Annotated in this window: 15 protein-coding genes and 1 other annotated feature; all 15 genes read right to left on the reverse strand. The window is 51.6% G+C overall.

The genetic code is table 11. The annotated features are described in order from the left end of the window. Position 1 precedes the first annotated feature (1 nt). The 15 genes from trpA to AC4EHJ_RS13290 all read right to left on the reverse strand — a co-directional run bounded on the left by trpA (position 2) and on the right by AC4EHJ_RS13290 (position 17,654). Positions 2-772 carry a tryptophan synthase subunit alpha gene (trpA, locus tag AC4EHJ_RS13220; protein WP_490976092.1) on the reverse strand — a complete coding sequence of 257 codons (771 nt, stop codon included), beginning with the start codon at positions 770-772 and terminating at the stop codon, positions 2-4. Then, on the reverse strand, positions 769-2,565 hold the full coding sequence (gene trpB, locus AC4EHJ_RS13225) for a tryptophan synthase subunit beta (protein WP_490976093.1): 1,797 nt from the start codon (positions 2,563-2,565) through the stop codon (positions 769-771). The genes trpA and trpB overlap by 4 nt, the downstream gene beginning before the upstream one ends. After that, entirely contained in the window at positions 2,562-3,335 is a 774-nt protein-coding gene (gene trpC / locus AC4EHJ_RS13230) for an indole-3-glycerol phosphate synthase TrpC (RefSeq protein ID WP_490976094.1), read from the reverse strand. Before trpC ends, trpB begins: the two co-directional genes overlap by 4 nt. Continuing rightward, positions 3,332-4,324, reverse strand: a complete 993-nt coding sequence (trpD, locus tag AC4EHJ_RS13235; RefSeq protein WP_490976095.1) for an anthranilate phosphoribosyltransferase — start codon at positions 4,322-4,324, stop codon at positions 3,332-3,334. The genes trpC and trpD overlap by 4 nt, the downstream gene beginning before the upstream one ends. A 63-nt stretch (positions 4,325-4,387) precedes the next feature. Next, positions 4,388-4,620 (reverse strand) — a binding site (T-box leader). Between the two features lie 423 nt (positions 4,621-5,043). Then, the gene (locus AC4EHJ_RS13240; RefSeq protein ID WP_490976096.1) at positions 5,044-6,660 is read right to left on the reverse strand and encodes a long-chain fatty acid--CoA ligase; all 1,617 of its coding nucleotides are present in this window, start codon (positions 6,658-6,660) and stop codon (positions 5,044-5,046) included. An 18-nt stretch (positions 6,661-6,678) separates the two neighbouring features. Then, positions 6,679-7,668 carry a CaiB/BaiF CoA transferase family protein gene (locus AC4EHJ_RS13245; RefSeq protein WP_490976097.1) on the reverse strand — a complete coding sequence of 330 codons (990 nt, stop codon included), beginning with the start codon at positions 7,666-7,668 and terminating at the stop codon, positions 6,679-6,681. After that, the gene (locus AC4EHJ_RS13250; RefSeq protein WP_490976098.1) at positions 7,669-8,817 is read right to left on the reverse strand and encodes an acyl-CoA dehydrogenase family protein; all 1,149 of its coding nucleotides are present in this window, start codon (positions 8,815-8,817) and stop codon (positions 7,669-7,671) included. A gap of 19 nt (positions 8,818-8,836) precedes the next feature. Continuing rightward, the gene (locus AC4EHJ_RS13255; protein WP_490976099.1) at positions 8,837-9,607 is read right to left on the reverse strand and encodes an SDR family NAD(P)-dependent oxidoreductase; all 771 of its coding nucleotides are present in this window, start codon (positions 9,605-9,607) and stop codon (positions 8,837-8,839) included. 18 nt (positions 9,608-9,625) lie between these two features. Then, positions 9,626-10,774 (reverse strand): thiolase family protein, encoded by a 1,149-nt coding sequence (locus tag AC4EHJ_RS13260; protein WP_490976100.1) that lies wholly within the window; start codon positions 10,772-10,774, stop codon positions 9,626-9,628. 147 nt (positions 10,775-10,921) lie between these two features. Beyond that, entirely contained in the window at positions 10,922-11,830 is a 909-nt protein-coding gene (locus AC4EHJ_RS13265) for an ABC transporter substrate-binding protein (RefSeq protein WP_490976101.1), read from the reverse strand. A 12-nt stretch (positions 11,831-11,842) separates the two neighbouring features. After that, positions 11,843-12,481 carry an ABC transporter permease gene (locus tag AC4EHJ_RS13270; RefSeq protein ID WP_490976102.1) on the reverse strand — a complete coding sequence of 213 codons (639 nt, stop codon included), beginning with the start codon at positions 12,479-12,481 and terminating at the stop codon, positions 11,843-11,845. Then, entirely contained in the window at positions 12,478-13,446 is a 969-nt protein-coding gene (locus AC4EHJ_RS13275) for an ABC transporter ATP-binding protein (RefSeq protein ID WP_490976103.1), read from the reverse strand. The genes AC4EHJ_RS13270 and AC4EHJ_RS13275 overlap by 4 nt, the downstream gene beginning before the upstream one ends. A 79-nt stretch (positions 13,447-13,525) precedes the next feature. Beyond that, a complete protein-coding gene (abc-f, locus tag AC4EHJ_RS13280) occupies positions 13,526-15,166 on the reverse strand; it encodes a ribosomal protection-like ABC-F family protein (protein WP_490976104.1) in 1,641 nt (546 codons plus the stop codon). 234 nt (positions 15,167-15,400) lie between these two features. Then, positions 15,401-16,246, reverse strand: coding sequence for a GNAT family N-acetyltransferase (locus AC4EHJ_RS13285; RefSeq protein ID WP_490976105.1), 846 nt, complete (start codon positions 16,244-16,246; stop codon positions 15,401-15,403). A 190-nt stretch (positions 16,247-16,436) separates the two neighbouring features. Then, positions 16,437-17,654: an MFS transporter gene (locus AC4EHJ_RS13290; protein WP_490976106.1), complete on the reverse strand. Its 1,218-nt coding sequence runs from the start codon at positions 17,652-17,654 to the stop codon at positions 16,437-16,439. Between the last annotated feature and the right edge of the window lie 100 nt (positions 17,655-17,754).

Here is a 17,754-nt window from a genome sequence, read left to right on the forward strand (position 1 = left end):
ATTATACCGGACTCGGGGCCGTCACCGCTTCTATGAGGGGTTTAATGTCATCGATTTTATTGTCGTAAAAGGCTTGGACAATCGCGCTGCCGACAATGAACCCGTCAACGTCTTCGCGCAGCAGATCGACGTGGTGGACTTTGGAAATTCCGAAGCCTGCGTAGACAGGCACTGGGCTCTTATCGCGCACGCGGCGCATGAATTCCCGGACATTGTTTGACATTTCATCCCGTGCGCCAGTGATGCCGGTCACTGTGACAGCGTAGACGAAGCCTTCCGCTTCCTGCAAAATCGCCTCCAGCCGCTTTTCAGTCGTCGTCAACGTGACGAGCTGGATGAGCGCAATGCTTTCTTTTTTCAAAAATGTTTCGGCCAGTTGTCGATGTTCATAAGGCAGATCCGGGATGATGACGGCAGAAACACCCGCTTTTTTCGCTTGCTTGGTGAAGCGTTCCACACCGAATTTGATAACTGGGTTCAAGTACGTCATGATGAGCAGCGGCACTTTCACTTCGAATGTCCAACCTGTCATTTCATCGAGCACCTTTTCCAGCGTCACGCCTTCTTTCAACGCCCGGTTGCCCGCTGCTTCAATCGTCGGTCCATCCGCTACGGGATCCGAAAAAGGAATACCGATCTCGATCGCCGTAACGCCGGCCTCCTGAAGGTATTGGACTTGCTCTTTCAGCCGCTCGAGCCCTCCGTCGCCCGCCATGATATAGGCCACGAAGGCTTTCTCACCGTTCTCCTTCAATTCTGACAGTCTGTTCATGCCAACCCCTCCAATTTCTCCGCGTAAGTCGCCATGTCTTTATCGCCGCGCCCGGAAACGCAAATGACCAGAATTTCGTCTTTGCCCATCTCCTTGGCAGTCTTCTCTGCCTGCGAAATCGCATGCGCGGTTTCAAGCGCCGGAATGATGCCTTCCAGCCGCGAAAATGAAACTACTGCTTCGAGCGCTTCTGCATCGGTAATCGCTTTGTATTCCACGCGGCCGATGTCCGCAAGATAAGCGTGCTCTGGTCCGATTCCAGGATAATCCAGGCCTGCGGAAACCGAATGGGCTTCCAGCACTTGGCCGGAATCCGATTGCAGCAGTTTCATGAATGCGCCGTGCAAGACGCCTTCCGTACCTTTCGTCATCGTTGCCGCATGCTTTTCAGTTTCTGTTCCTTCTCCGGCCGCTTCGACGCCGATCAACCGCACCGACTCGTCTTTCAAGAACGGATAGAACATGCCGATGGCGTTGCTGCCGCCGCCCACGCACGCCAAAATGGTATCCGGCAAGCGCCCTTCGTGCTCAACAATTTGGCGTTTCGTTTCTTCGCCGATGACGCTCTGGAAATCCCGCACCATCGTCGGGAACGGATGCGGCCCCAGCGCAGAACCGATCAAGTAATGTGTATCTTCCACATTTGTGACCCAGTAGCGCAGCGCTTCGTTGACTGCATCTTTCAATGTTGCACTGCCTTTTGTCACGCTTTCAACGCGCGCACCCAGCAATTTCATGCGGAACACGTTGAGCTGCTGGCGCTTGATGTCTTCTTCGCCCATGAAAATGACGCAATCCAGATCAAACAGCGCGCACACTGTCGCTGTTGCAACGCCGTGCTGCCCGGCTCCTGTTTCCGCAACAATTTTCCGTTTGCCCATGCGCATTGCAAGCAGGGCCTGGCCGATCGCATTATTGATCTTATGCGCGCCTGTGTGGTTCAAATCTTCGCGCTTCAAATAAACTTTCGGTCCGCCCCACGCTTCTGTTAAACGCTTCGCATACGTCAAAGGCTGTTCGCGCCCGACATATTCTTTCAGGTAATGATGGTATTCTTTTTGGAACTCCGGATCGTCTTTCACTTCCGTGTAAGCATCTTCCAGTTCTTTGACGGCTTTCATCAAGGTTTCTGGAACAAATTGCCCGCCGTATTTACCGAAAAATCCAACTTTCTCTATTGTCTCCTGCATCGAATCACCCTTCGCTTTCTGAATAAAACGCTCTATTTTCACTGCATCTTTTATGCCTTCAGTTTCTACTCCACTCGAGACATCCACCATGAACGGCCTTGTCTGGGCAATTGCCGCCGCCACGTTGTCCGGATTTAATCCGCCGGCAACAATCAGCCGGGAAGAGTCAATGCCAGCCCCTGCCAATAGCGTCCAGTCAAATACATGGCCGCTGCCGCCGCGGTAATCCGTGCCTGGGGCGTCCACCAAAACGAAATCGGCAACTGACCGGCCCAGCTTTTCAGCATCTGTCGCGGTGCGTATCGAGAAAGCCTGGACGACCGGCACCGAAATCGCCTGCACGAGTTCATCCGGTTCATCGCCGTGCAATTGGACCATCGTCAACGGCACTTCGCGTACAGTCCGTTCAATTTCTTCAAGCGCCGCATTGACGAAAACACCGATTTTGTCGACGCCTGCGGGCACGTGCTTCGCTAGCTCTGCCGCTTTTTCCACACTGACCCGACGCTTGCTTGGAGCAAAGACAAAACCGATGGCGTCTGCTTGTCCAGCCGCCTCAACATGTTCGGGCTCCATGAGACCGCAAATTTTTACTTTCGTCATTCCGCCGCCTCCTTTGAAGTCGCTTCCTGAATCCAGGAGCCAGGGTCAGCTGTGCGCATCAGCGCTTCGCCGACCAGCACGCCTGTGGCCCCGCAGCCGAATACAAACGCCGCATCTTGCTTTGTTTGCAGGCCGCTCTCACTTATCAGTACACGCTTGCCGTCTCTCGGGAACTCTTTTGCCAATTCTGCCGTCCGCTGGAGCGACACCTCAAACGTCTTCAAGTCCCGATTATTGATGCCGATCAATTTTGCGTCCAATTCGAGTGCGGTTGCGAGTTCCTCGCTATCGTGCACTTCAACCAGTACTTCAAGCCCTAGGGAATTAGCGTAGGCATACAGCCGGTGGAGCTCCTCTTTTTCAAGGGCCGCTACAATGAGCAGGATAATGGTCGCTCCTGCCGCTTTCGCCCGATTGATTTGAATCTCACTGACGATGAAATCCTTGCACAGGACCGGAATCGAGACCACTCTCGCCACTTGGCGAAGATCCTCGATCGATCCTTTGAAATAGCTCTCATCGGTCAATACCGAAATCGCCGCTGCTCCGGCCGCTTCGTATTTCTTTGCTTGTGCGACGACATCCACATTTGTGGAAATATCGCCTTTCGAAGGAGATGCGCGTTTGATTTCCGCAATGACTCCCCGCCGTTCTTGCAAATGGGAAATCAACCTGGTTTTCACAGGAAATTGTTCTTGCGCCTCTGCCGTTTCACTGTATCCTTTTATCTCCAAACGCTTTGTTTCGATGATTTGGTCCAAGATCGTCATACACATACCCCCGAAGTTAATCTATGAAGCTCGAAAACCCGAGCTGTTTCTCCTGACAAAATCGATTTCCGTGCCTGGTGCACGCCTTCTGCAATGCTTGCTGCGCGGCCGCTTGCGTACAGGCATGCGCCTGCGTTCAATGCGACCGTGTCGAGATACGGACTTTCGTTCCCGTTCAATACGTCCATGAAAATTTCCGCGTTGCGTTCCGGCTCTCCGCCGCGTATCGCTTCGATCGGCGCAACGGCAAGGCCCGCTTCATTTGGGTGGAACGTCATCGGGTGTTTGCCGTTTTCATCAAAAAAGATCAATTCATTGGTTCCTGCAAGCGACAATTCATCCAAGCCTCCCGCACCGTGGACAATCACTCCGCGCTTGCGGCCTAAACGCATGGATGCGTCGGCCATCGGTTCCATCATGTCCCGGCGATAAACACCGGTCATTTGAACCGTGACAGGCAGCGGATTCGCGAGCGGCCCCACCAGATTAAAAATGGTCGGCGTGCCAATGTTTTTGCGGATGTCCCGCAATTTGCCGAGCGCCGGATGGATTACCGGGGCGAACAGGAAAGCGATTCCTGTTTGTTCAAGCATGCTTGGAATTTTCTCAATGTCCGAGTCAACAGCGATGCCGAGCGCTTCCAGTACATCTGAACTGCCTGTTTTGCTGGATACGCTGCGGTTGCCGTGTTTTGCCACTGTCATTCCGCTGCCCGCTAAGACGAACGCCGTCAAGGTGCTGATGTTAAAACTGTATGACCGGTCGCCGCCGGTTCCACAGACATCCACCAGTTCCCCGGTTATTTCCGGCAGCACGATGGCTTTCTCCCGCATCGCCTTTACCAACCCCACCAATTCATCGGCCGTTTCGCCTTTTTCGTGAAGTCCGATCAAAAATTCCTTGATCTGCGCTTCTTCCATATCTCCGTTCAATAAACTGCGTGATTTTTCCAGCATCTGCTGTTCTGTCTTATTCTCTGCTCTGCTCATTTTTCAGCTCTCCTCAACTCGTTTTTAAATGCAAAAATCCCCGCAACCGGACAGATATCCGGTTGCGGGGACGGGTTAAACCGCGGTACCACCACGCATTAATGCAAATTTTGCACTCACTTAAAACAGGCTCTTCGCCTTTCCCTTTAACGCAGGGCTTACGTCTGCCTTACTCGCTTCCGCTTTCTGGCCAGCTCTCCTAAGTCCATTCGCGCAAGTGATCCAATCAGCTTCCACCAGCCGCTGACTCTCTAAGATGGATCTCCTTGCCTACTCGTCTCAATCCTCGATTTATACACTCTTCTATTCTTAACTTTTCTGGGCTCTTCTCTCAAATAGACTTGCCGCTCGTTCAACAAGTTGTCCCTCATACTAAAAGGTTTTGTTTATTCTGTCAAGTCATATGTTTTTATATTAAGTTGAACTAATAAAATATCATATTAAAAATCGCTTCGGACGCTTTGGCCAAGGCTCTCGCCATGAGCCGAGAAGAACACTCGTCTCATAGCTTCGCCTAGCCCTTTTACGCGCCTTCGCTGTAATATCTCTCGATACAGAACAAAACAGCGGAGACGCCTGCGGGAAAGCGAGACAGCCGAGACTCCACAAGGAGCGAAGCGACTGAGGAGGCTTGGCGCTCGCCCGCGGCAAGCGCAGCTGTTTTGCGGAGTATCGTTTATGAATATTCACTAGCTCAACTTATATAGCGAATAATTTTCTCACCCGTAATGGCCTGCCATATCTTTGCGAAGCGCGGCTTTCAAAAATTTCCCGACAGACGTCTTCGGCACTTCCTTCAGGAATACCACATCGTCCGGAACCCACCACTTGGCGAATTGGCTTTCCAGATACGCCAATAATTCCGCCTTCATGGCGTCATCTTCCCGGTAGCCTTCTTTCAGCACGACGCACGCCAATGGGCGCTCGAGCCATTTTTCATGCGGAATGGCTATGACTGCGGCTTCAAACACCGCTTCATGGGTCATCAACGCGTTCTCAAGGTCGACCGAAGAAATCCATTCGCCTCCGCTCTTGATCAGATCTTTTGTGCGGTCCGTCAATTTGATATAGCCGTCGGGCTCGATGACCGCGATGTCGCCGGTATAAAGCCAGCCATCACGGAAAGCATCCGCTGTCCGTTCATCCTTGTAATATTCATCCGCGATCCACGCGCCTTTGACGTTCAACTCGCCCATCGTCTCGCCGTCCCACGGCGCTTCGCCGTTTTCATTGACAATGCGCACTTCAAGCCCGGGCATCGGCAGCCCGGCCATCGCCCGGCGCTCGATGCGTTCATCCATCGACAAGTTCGCCATCGCGGAAGTCGTAACTGCCAAACTGACAAGCGGAGAAGTTTCTGTCATGCCGTAGCCGGTGACGAACGGTACGTTGTATTTTTCTTCAAATGCACGGATCAGTCCTTTCGGCGACGCTGAACCGCCGCAGATGATCATGCGCAATGTGTCGATATTGCGCGGATTGGCTTCCAGTTCTTTCAGCACGCCGAGCCAGATCGTCGGCACGCCCGCGGTCAAGGTGACATTTTCCTGTTCGATTAAATCCAGCAGCATCCCTGGTGCAAATCCCGGACCCGGCAGCACTTGCGTCGTGCCGAATAAAACGGCAGCAAACGGCAGCCCCCACGCATTAGCATGGAACATTGGCACGATGGACAGTGCAATGTCACGCTCTGATAATGCCATGGAATCCGCCATGCCAAGCGCATAACTGTGCAGCACCAGCCCGCGATGCGTATAGACGACACCTTTCGGATTGCCGGTCGTTGCTGACGTGTAGCACATTCCCGCGGGCGTATTCTCATCCAGATCTTCCGGGAATTCATAACTGCCGTCTTCCGCGGCCATCAATTGTTCATAGGAATGGACATTCTCGAGCTGCGTTTCCGGCAATTCCAAGCCGTCTTTCATGATGACGAAATGCTTGACCGTCTTCAGCTGCGGAGCGATTTTTTCAATCAGCGGAAACAAATCATGGTCCACCAGCAGAATGTCATCTTCTGCGTGGTTAATGACATAAATGATATGTTCGGGAGACAGGCGGATATTGACCATATGCAAAATCGCGCCCGAGCCTGGTACGCCGAAATACAATTCCAAATGCCGGTGGTGATTCCAAGCGAAACTGCCGACTTTCACACCGCGGCCCATGCCGATTTTTTCCAACGCCGCGGCCAATTGGCGCGTACGCTTCGCAAAATCTTTATACGGTATGCGGTGGATAGTGTTTTCTCCCGTCCGCGAAATGATCAATTTCTCCGGAAAATAACGTTCAGCCCTTTTGACGAATGAAGACAATAATAACGGTGCGTCCATCATAGAATACCCAGCTCCTTTTCAACATTTTTCATTCTGCGTCTGCTGCTTGCGGTTTTTGCGCGCCTTGAACTGCGGGTGGTTGAAGCGTTCATGCGCTTTCAACACCGGGGCCAGGCAGCAATCAATTGTCAGCGACGCCTCATACCATTGCTGCCACGTCCGCTCTTTGAAAAAAGCGGCAACTTGTTCATGCTCCAGGCTTCCCGGCGCCTTTGCGCTCCAGCTCCACCATTCAGGACGGTCGGCAAATTCACAAAAATTATGCCAGAATTTCTCTTCCAGCGCCCCAAGCGTGACGTAACGTCCGTCTTTAGTTTCGTAAATCGCGTAGCTGATGCGGGAACCGCCAATTTCAGGAATTCCGCTTTCGGAAACTCCCCGGCTTTGATAAATATCGTGATTGCCTTGGAATTCGGCCATCACTTCGGCTAAGGTAATGTCCAAATGCGCCCCTTCGCCTGTGCGGAATTTCCGCAGCAATGCTGACAAAATCTGTTCCACAGCAAGAAGCCCACCCGTATAATCCGCAAATGTATTGGCCGGATGGACAGGGCGTCCGCTGGCATCCGAAATCTGCTCGAGCGCACCGGATAATGCCATGTAATTCAAATCATGGCTGCCGAGAAGCGCGAGCGGACCGGTTTGGCCGTAGCCTGACAACGAGCAATACACCAAATCGGGCTTGATGTGCTTCAAAGTTTCATAGCCAAGCCCGAGCTTCTTCATGACACCGGGACGAAAGGTTTCCAAAAGGACATCCGCCGTTTTTACCAACTCGAGCATTTCTAGAAGCCCTTTTTCCGACTTCAAATCAATGGCGATAATGGTTTTGCCGATATTGTTGGCTTCATGCACGAAGCCGCCGCCCATATATCGGGCGGGATCACCTGCCGGCGGTTCGATTTTAATCACTTCAGCCCCCATCCGTGCCAAGCGCATGCCGGCATACGGACCGGGTACATAATAGGTCACGTCCAGCACGCGGATCCCTGTCAGCGCATTGTCCATTTACAAGCCCATCCGTTTGGCAATGATCGTCTTCATGATTTCATTTGAACCGGCATAAATCGCAGCTACCGGGATATCGCGGTAGCGCCGCGCAATTTTGTATTCCTCCATATAGCCGTAGCCGCCGTGAAGCTGCATGCATTCGCCGGCAATCTTTTTGGCTGTATCCGTCAGCCAGTATTTCGCCATCGATACTTTTGACACGATATCTTTGCCGGCCATGTGGTCCTCAATGAGCGATTCCAGAAAAGAATGGCCCAACTCAATTTCCGTGGCCATTTCAACCAGTTTAAACTGTGAATTCTGGAAAGAGCCGATCGGTTTGCCGAACGCTTTTCTTGATTTGACGTAATCCAAGGTCATTTCCAGCATATCTTCCGAAGCCGTCTGGGCAGCAAGCGCTACGACTAGACGCTCTTGCTGCAATTTTTCCATTAAATATGTAAAACCTTTGTTTTCCTCGCCAATGAGGTTTTCGGCCGGCACGACACAATCCTCGAAATACAGCTCAGACGTGTCCTGCGCGTGAAGCCCGACTTTATCGAGCTTGCGCCCCTTCGTGAAGCCTGCCATTCCTTCTTCCACCATCAGCAGCGAAATCCCGCGATGCTTCGGCTCCGCTTTCGTGTCCGTTTTAACCACTACGACCACATGCGTAGAATTGATGCCGTTGGTAATAAAGGTTTTCTGGCCGTTGACGATGTAATTGCTGCCATCGCGTACGGCAGTAGCCGAAATGTTGGCCAAGTCTGACCCCGCACCCGGTTCGGTCATGGCGATTGCGGTGATGAATTCACCCGACACACAACCTGGAAGCCAGCGCTGCTTCTGGTCTTCCGTGCCATAGGCTTCGATATAAGGCACAGTAATGTCATTATGAAGCCCGACACCCGTCAAACTGGCGCCTACCCGTTCCATTTCCTCACCGATAATCACCGCGTAACGGAAGTCGAGGCCGAGGCCGCCGTATTGCTCGTCGACTTGCGGACATAAAAAGCCCATATCGCCCAAGCGTTTCCAGAAAGACTTCGGTATGAGGTGATCCTTCTCCCATTGATCGTATTGCGGAACCGCTTCTTTCTCCAGGAATTTGCGGAGCGATTTGCGGAACATTTCGTGCTCTTGTTCTTCGAAACGATATTTCGCCATTGCCATTTCCCCCTGTCGTTTATTTCGGCTGCATGCGGATTGCTCCATCAAGACGGATCACTTCACCGTTCAGCATGGTATTTTCCAACATGCTCTGCACCAATTGGGCATATTCTGCTGGCCGGCCGAGGCGCGCCGGAAATGGCACGGAACGGGACAGCGACTCGATTGCGGCATCCGGCAGGCCGTCAACCATCGGCGTCTGCATCAATCCTGGCGCAATCGCCAGGACGCGGATGCCATCGCGCGCAAGTTCGCGCGCAATCGGCAGCGTCATTGACACCACGCCGCCTTTCGAGGCGCTATAGGCAGCTTGCCCAATCTGTCCTTCAAATGCAGCTACTGAAGCTGTCGATATGATGACGCCCCGTTCCCCTTCGTCATTCGGGGCGTTATGCTGCATCGCCGCAGCCGCCACGCGAATGACGTTGAACGTTCCGACCAAATTCACTTGGATAACTTTTTCAAATTGGCTCAGGGCAATTGGTGCACCTTTTGAAACGACCTTGCCAGGTGTCCCGATTCCTGCACAATTGACCACTGCATTAATCGATTCAAAGCGTTCTACCGCTTCCGCAAAACTCTTTTCCACTTGTTGCGCATCGGCCACATTCGTCTCAAAATAACCGACCTTTTCTTCCCCCAACTCAGCAACCAGTGCCTGGGCCCGTTCTTTGTTCAAATCAAAGATGGCCGCTTTTCCGCCGCCTGCTGCAATACGGCGGACTGTCGCTTCACCAAGTCCCGAAGCCCCTCCAGTCACAACCGCTTTCACATCTGAAAATTTCATATTTGCTGCCCCTCTCTCCTATAAACGTTCAATGATTGTCGCGTTCGCCATGCCCATCCCTTCACAGATTGCCAGCAACCCATAGCGCCCGCCACTTCGTTCAAGCTCATGGAGCAGCGAAACCATGAGTTTCGTGCCGGTTGCACCAAGCGGATGACCGAGCGCGATGGCGCCGCCGTTGACATTCAGTTTCTGCGGATCCCCGCCGATTTCCGCCAGCCACGCCAATGGCACCGGAGCAAAAGCTTCGTTCACTTCATAACGGTCCATATCGCTGATTTCCAGCTTCGCTTTTTCAAGCACTTTCTGCGTTGCGGCAATCGGTCCCGTCAGCATCAATGTCGGATCAGAACCGACGACTGAACGGGCAATAATGCGGGCTTTTGGCTCTAAGCCGAGTTCGTCCGCTTTTTCGCGGGACATCAATAATACCGCCGATGCTCCGTCGCTCATTTGGCTGGCGTTGCCAGCTGTAATGACGCCGCCTTCTTGGAACACCGTCTTCAGGCCAGCCAAAACCTCCATTGTCGTCCCGGGCCGCGGCCCTTCGTCAATGGATACTAAGCGCTTCTCCCCGTTCTCGCTTCCCACTCTAATCGCCGCAATTTCCTTTTCGAACGCGCCGTTGTCGATGGCCCGCTGCGCACGCTCGTGGCTTTCAACCGCGTAAGCATCCAATTGCTCCCGCGTAAAACCCCATTTTTCCGAGATGCGTTCAGCCGACAGCCCTTGGTTGATGATTTCGTATTGTGCGGCCAATTTTTCACTTGGCTTCGCCTCTTGTACATTCGAGAACATCGGCACGCGCGTCATGCTTTCCACCCCACCGGCAATGACGATGTCCATATCGCCTGACAGGATCGCTTGGGCCCCGAAATGGACCGCTTGCTGGCTCGAGCCGCATTGGCGATCGATTGTCACACCCGGCACATAATCCGGGAATCCCGCTATCAAAGCTGCTGTCCGCGCAACGTTGCCGCTTTGTTCACCCACTTGTGAAACACAGCCTAAAATCACATCTTCCACCAGGCCTTTTTGGACGCCGGCACGTGCTACCAATTCTTCCAGCACGAGCGCCGCTAATTCATCCGGACGTGTTTCTGCGAAGATGCCTTTGCGGCGTCCGACTGCCGAACGCACCCCTTCAATAATGACCACTTCTCTCATTTCTTCACCCCATCTATCTTTATTAAATCGCAAGCATTCCCAATTTCCTGAATTGAATGACTATTCACTCATTAAAATTATTGTACAAGAGTTCATTAGCAAATGCCATACAAAAAATCCCGCAGAAGTGTCTGCGGGATCTGTGCATTATTCTTCGATTAATCCTTTTTCCAGCAGGAACTCGCGTGCAACATCGCTGGCGACTTCCTGGTCAACGTCCACTTTCGCGTTCATCGCGAGCATTTCCTCTTCAGAAATCTGCCCTGCCAAACCTTTCAGCACTTCTTCAAGTTCTGGATACTCTTCAAGCGTATCCATGCGAACGACTGGTGCCGCGTCATATTTCGGGAAGAACGATTTATCGTCTTCGGTCGTTTCCAAATCGAATAATCCAATTCGGCTATCCGTTGTAAAGGCTGGGATAACATCCACATCGCCATTTTTCACTGCTTCGTACATGATTGCAGGGTCAAAGCTTTCAGTTGCGGAGAAATTGAACGGATACGTCTTGATCATGTCATCGAAGCCGTCTCCTTGGCGTTCATAAAATGGATGTGGAGCGCCGAATGACATATCTTCCGTCTTGGAGATCTCAGCAAGTTCGGAATACGTTTTCGCATCATAACCGCTGTCTTTTGAATACGCCAGCGTGTAGCCGTTCTCGAATCCAAGAGGTTCGAGCCATGTCGCGCCTAAGGTTTCTTCATATCCTGCGCGCACACGCTCCAGCACTTCTTCCGATGATTGGCCAAGCTTTGACTCTTCTTTCAATACATCTTTCAGCCCTGTGCCCGTATATTCGACGTACATGTCAATGTCCCCTTTTTCCAATGCCGGGGTCAATATAGCAACTTCACCGAGGCCATCCTCGTACTCTACGGTATACTCCGAATTCGCTTCAATATACTGCCCGAGAATATGGGGCAAAATGTATTGCTCTGTCCATGGCTTGCCGCCGATGACAATCGGATCCGATGCGCTTCCGCCCGAATCGCCGCCGCATCCTGCTAAAACCGCTGATGCCGCCAATAAAATCACTGCTGCTGATTTCTTCATTTCTTTTCCCCCTTAAAGTTTCAATCCTTTTGGCGTCGCCCGCTTCTCAATCCATTTTAGAACCTGATCAAAGCCAATGGCAAGCAAAGCAACCGGCAGAGCTCCTGCCAGCACTAAGGAATTATTATACGATTGCAAACCGCGGTAAATGATGTCGCCAAGGCCGCCTGCACCGACGAATGTGGCAAGTGTGGCGATGCCAACTGTCAACACGGTTGCTGTACGGATGCCCGCCATAATGAACGGCAGCGCCAACGGCAATTCGATTTGCCGCAGAATCTGCGTGCGCGTCATACCCATGCCTCTTCCCGCTTCAATAATTGAGCCGTCGACACCGGTGATTCCTGTATACGTATTGCGCAAAATCGGCAGCAGCGCATAAATGATCAGCGCAATCAATGCCGTAGGCGAACCGATGCCGAGGATCGGCACCAGGAATCCGAATAGCGCCAAACTCGGAATCGTCTGGAACACTGCCGTCACTCCGATGATCGGCTCGGCGTATTTTCGATAGCGCGCAATGAGGATGCCCGTCGGCAAAGCCAATGCCACCCCGACTGCCACAGCTACGAAAGACAAATAAATGTGCTCCAGAAACGCGCTTTGGATCATGTCTTGACGCGTCGACAATGTATTGAGGAAATTATTCATCCGACCACACCTGCTTCCTTGCGGAGCGCCGCTCTTAGCAAATCATGTTCCGACAGGTAACCGATAACGCGGTCTTCTTCCACCACTGCAAGCCGGCTATGCTGGCTCTTTTCAAGCTCATGCACCGCTTCTTCTATAGTTGCGCCGGAAGAAATCTTCTGTGCGTCGCCGCTCCATTCAAGCGCAAACAAGCTGGCAAACTCTTTCAATTTCTTCTCGCCGAATACCCGCTGGCGCTCGATCCGTTCCGTGCCGATAAAATTCCGTACAAAATCATTGGCAGGCTCAGCCACCAATTCGTCCGGCGTGCCAATCTGTTCTACTTGCCCGGCACGCATGACCACGATCAGGTCCGCGATTTTCAGTGCTTCATCCATATCGTGCGTAACGAAGACAATGGTTTTTTGGATTTCCCGCTGCAAGTTCTGCAGTTCACCCTGCAGCTGTTCCCGGCTGATCGGGTCAAGCGCAGAAAACGGTTCGTCCATCAGAATGATGTTCGGGTCGCCCGCAAGCGCACGCACTACTCCGACGCGCTGCTGCTGCCCGCCGCTCAATTCAAGCGGATAACGTTCCAAATAAACTTCCGGATCCAGTCCAGTAAGCGCCAGCAATTCGCGCACGCGCTGGTCTGTCTTGTCTTTTGCCCAACCCCGCAGCTTCGGAACAAGCGACACGTTGTCAGCAATCGTCATATGCGGAAACAGTCCGATGCGCTGGATAACATAACCGATCGACCTGCGCAGCTCAACTTCTTCTAAATCTGTTATCGGCTTTTCATCAATATAGATTTCTCCTTCACTCGGTTTTTCCAGTTTATTGATCATCTTCATTAACGTGGTTTTGCCGCAGCCACTGGGGCCGATGATGGCTGTCAACCGATGAGCCGGCAATGTGAGGGATACCTCTTTCAGCGCTTCCGTGCCGTCCGGAAACCTTTTTGTAACGTTATCAAAGCGAATCACTGCATCCGCCCCTTTCCACCCGATTTCTTAATGCTTATTTCTTTACCCTTATTCAAAGCGCACTACTCCTGAACGAACCTTATTTCGGTGGTGATTGAAGCGATTTAATTTTCTTGGTCAACTCGTTGAAGCGGCTGTCGAGCGCGGCATATTCTTTGCCTCCCGGCTTCATGAAACTCAGTTTGCCGAGAACCGCTTGGCGCTCCGTCTCCAATTGCAGAAAATCGCTTTCCACATGTTCAGCTTTCTTGCCTAACCATCGGGCATAACCGCTTTCATATTTCACCAGTTTGCCGTTTCCGAACACCAATAGCCTGTCTGCCAGCCTTTCCATGAAATAGCGGTCATGCGTGGCGATTAAAAGCGTCCCCGGAAATACCGCTAAGGTCTTCTCCAATTGCTCTCTCGAAGGAAGATCCAAATGGTTTGTCGGCTCGTCAAGCACCAGTACATTGCATTCAGCGAGCATGAACTCCATCAATTTCAACTTCACCCGCTCTCCCATACTCATATGGCGGACAGGTTCTTGCCAATGCTGCCTCCCAAAGCCCAAATTATCCATCAAAGTCCGTATTTGGCCTTGCCGTTCAAAACTTGAGGTTTCGAACAAACGGGCTGGTGTTTCATCTTCCGGCAAATCCAAAACATCTTGGCTCAAATACCCCAACTTCATGCCCTCCGTCCGCCAGAATTCACCCGTATAGTCCATTTCTTCCATCAACATACGAAAAAAGGTGGATTTCCCGCTGCCGTTTGCACCGACCAGCCCGATCCGTTCTCCATGCTGCACAGTAAAGGACGCGCCGCTGAACAACACCCGGCTGCCAAAACTTTTCCCGACATTTTTCAATTCCATTACACGCCGGCCTTTTTTGGGAGCGCCACTGATTTCAAATTTCACTTCTGCATCGCCCACAGGCTGGTCTACGCGCTCTTTTTCCAGCTCCGCTTCCAGCCGCTTGCGCTTGCTGCGAATCTGGACATCCATCCGCTTCGCTTTTGACCGGTAAAACTCCTTAAATCCGTCCTGCTTTGTAGACTCCGCATGCGCTTTTCCGGACCAAGACTGGAGTTCGGAGAGTTGTTGTTCGACACTTGCAATCCGGGCCAGCTGCTTGTCGTATTTCCGCTGCTGCGTCAGTTTCCGATGTTCTTTCGCCTTTCGGGAATCGCTGTAATTCCCTTCGCATGCGATAAGATTCCCGTCTTCTATTTCCCAGATGTGGGTAGCAACTTCATCCAAAAAATAACGGTCATGCGACACGATGAGCTGCGTGCCTTCATACTTTTTTAATTGGTCTGTAACAAGCTTAACGCTTTCTGCATCGAGGTGGTTCGTCGGTTCATCCAGCAGCAGGACATCCGCTTCTTCTGCCAGCGTACGCGCCAAACGCACTTTGATCGCTTCTCCTCCGCTGAGCTGAACGCGCTTTTCCGGAACGTTCCATTTCGTTTCAAATTTCCGGCTGTCTATAGTGGAGGCGTTGTATTCCAATTCGCCAACTTCTTGTTTCATATAAGCGATTGACGGTTTTGCACCCAGCCACCGGATGCCCGCTCCCCCTTCAGCCACCGCTTTCAGAAGCAGCGATTTACCGGCTCCGTTCGCTCCTGTAATCCCGATGCGTGCCCCTTCGGGAATTTCTGTCCGGACGTCTTTCAATACCGTTCGGTCGCCGTATTGAATGGATAATTTGCTTATGATGCCACGTATGACCATAGCGTAATGCCCCCTTATATCGAGGAATTAAAAAATCCCTCCGATTTACTAGTCGGAAGGATTCGCATGCCCAAATAAGCCGCCAAACGGCGGAAAACCTTTTTTGTAAAAATGGGCAGACGAATCCAATTTCTGTTGCGCCAAACTTTTGGCTTTTAAGAAAAAGGATTAGTTATCCATCGGCCACCCATCTTCCCTTCGGTTTAATAAATCCATACTATCACATTATTCTTTCTATTTCTCCTCAAACTTCAGATGCACCGGGTTCGCAATCTGCTCATAGCCAATTTCCCGGTAGATTTTATTGGAGGTCGGGTTGGCAAGATCTGTATACAGCATGACGAAATCGTATTCCTCCAGCAGCTCCTCAGTCACCTCGGCGACCAGTGTCCTCGCGTAGCTCCTGCGCCGGTATTTGGCCGGCGTAAAAACGAACGACACCGTGATGCCATGCTTCGAAGGACGCGCTTTCTTCATGCACGACACCATTTCTCCCCGATCCTCCCAAACGAAAACTTCTTTGCGTTCCAGAAATTCATCTATTTTCCGGGCTGCTTCCGCCGGCGTTGAAGCGGCGATGCCGGTATCCCGCTCGAACAGCAGCATCCATTCTTCTAACAGCGGCGCATCCTTACTGCTTGCGACGCGCCACGTGCCCGGACTTTTCGCCAGCTTCCGGTTCACTGAATCGGCGCGGTACAAGCCCTGGTTCATCACTTCTTTGGGCATTGTCCCTTTTTTGGCGGACCAAGCCCGTGCGAAGGCTTCCGCCGTCTGGCGATCGCCAATTATGGAATCCACCCAAATTCCCGAATCCATCAATTTTTCGGCAATGTTTTTTTCAAGTCCGGCATGCCCATTAAAAGTGATCAACTGCAAAGGATGAGGAGGCGTCATCAAGCACACCGCCGCAATTTCGCCGTTAGTTTTCGCAATTCCCAAATAATATTCCTCATATCGCCCTTTTTTGATCTGCTCCAAGATTCCAATGAACAAACTATATTCGTCTTCCCGTTTATATAGCAGCGCCTCAACCTGCTCTGCAAAGGCCATAGCATCGCTGTACATTTCCCATTCCATCCCGCTCACTCATTTCTCTAAAATCTTTCTATAACATCTTAATTGGCTAGAAAAAGGGAATTCCCTTCTTTCTCTTGCATTTTAATAAGCCGATGCAAGTTTTTTGGCTTTGCACCCGCCACAATTTCCAAATCAAGCACAAAAAAACCGTCCTTCAGCTTTGCCAGCTAGAAGGACAGTTTCAATGCTTTTATTCCAATTCCATTTGTTTTGTTTCAGTTCCAAGAAACGCTACGGCCATTGCACCGATGATGATGGCGACACAGAAAATCGCAAAAATCCAGCCCACACCGTAATCAGCAGCCAACATGGTACCGACCAAAAGCGGTCCAAGAATACCTCCGATACGGCCAAATGACGCGGCCATGCCTGTCCCCGTCGCACGGATGACCGTCGGGTATTGCTCAGGTGAATAAGCATAAAGCGCTCCCCATGCCCCAAGATTGAAGAAGGAAAGGAAAATACCTGCTCCGATGAGCATGCCAAGGGTTTCCGCGTTGCCGAACACCAATGCGCTGGCCGCGGTTCCAAGCAGATACGTGACGAGCACGAATTTTCTTCCCATGCGTTCGATCAGCCAAGCTGCAGAGAAATATCCCGGCAGTTGTGCCAATGTCATGATGAGAACGTATTTAAAGCTTTGGATCAGCGTGAAGCCTTTCAATATCATAACGCTCGGCAGCCATAGGAACATGCCGTAATAAGAAAATACGACCATAAACCAGACAACCCACAGCATAATCGTCGGCCGCAGATATTTTTTAGACCAGACTTCTTTGATATTGGTCGATACAGAACGCAAAACATTCTTTTTCGCCGTGAATTGAGGCGAATCTGGTAAATTGATGCGCAAATACAACGCATAGAATGCCGGCAATGCCGTCAACAGCAAAGCTACCTGCCAGCCGTATGAAGGAATGATGAAATAAGAAATGATGGCCGCCAACAACCAGCCGGCTGCCCAAAAGCTTTCGAGCAGCACGACGACGCGCCCGCGTTCTTTCGCCGGCACACTTTCAGAAACAAGCGTTGCAGCAACAGGCAGTTCTCCGCCAAGCCCCATGCCCACGAAGAAACGCAAAACCATGAACGCTGCGAGCGTTGTGGTGAAAGCGGAAAGTCCGCTTGCTACCGAGAATAATAAGAGCGTAATGATGAAAATCTTTTTTCTGCCCACCCGATCCGCGTAGATGCCGAAAACGAATGCTCCGACCGCCATCCCAATGGAGTTTACACTGCCAATCCAGCCCATCTGCTGAACCGACAAATTCCAATCCACTTTAAGCGCGGCGATGACGAACGACAAGATGCCGACATCCATCGCGTCAAATAGCCAGCCTAATCCCGCAACGCCCAATAATTTATTGCGCGAAATTCCAGTGATATTTTTTTCAGCTAGTGTAGCCATTCTAATCCCCCTTGTCTTTACACATGTAATGCAGTGTCTTTACACCAATACTATACTCCTAGAATTTGTGCGCCGCAACAGCAGTGGAAATGTTTAACTT

The organism is Planococcus sp. TJ-301 (assembly GCF_058268475.1).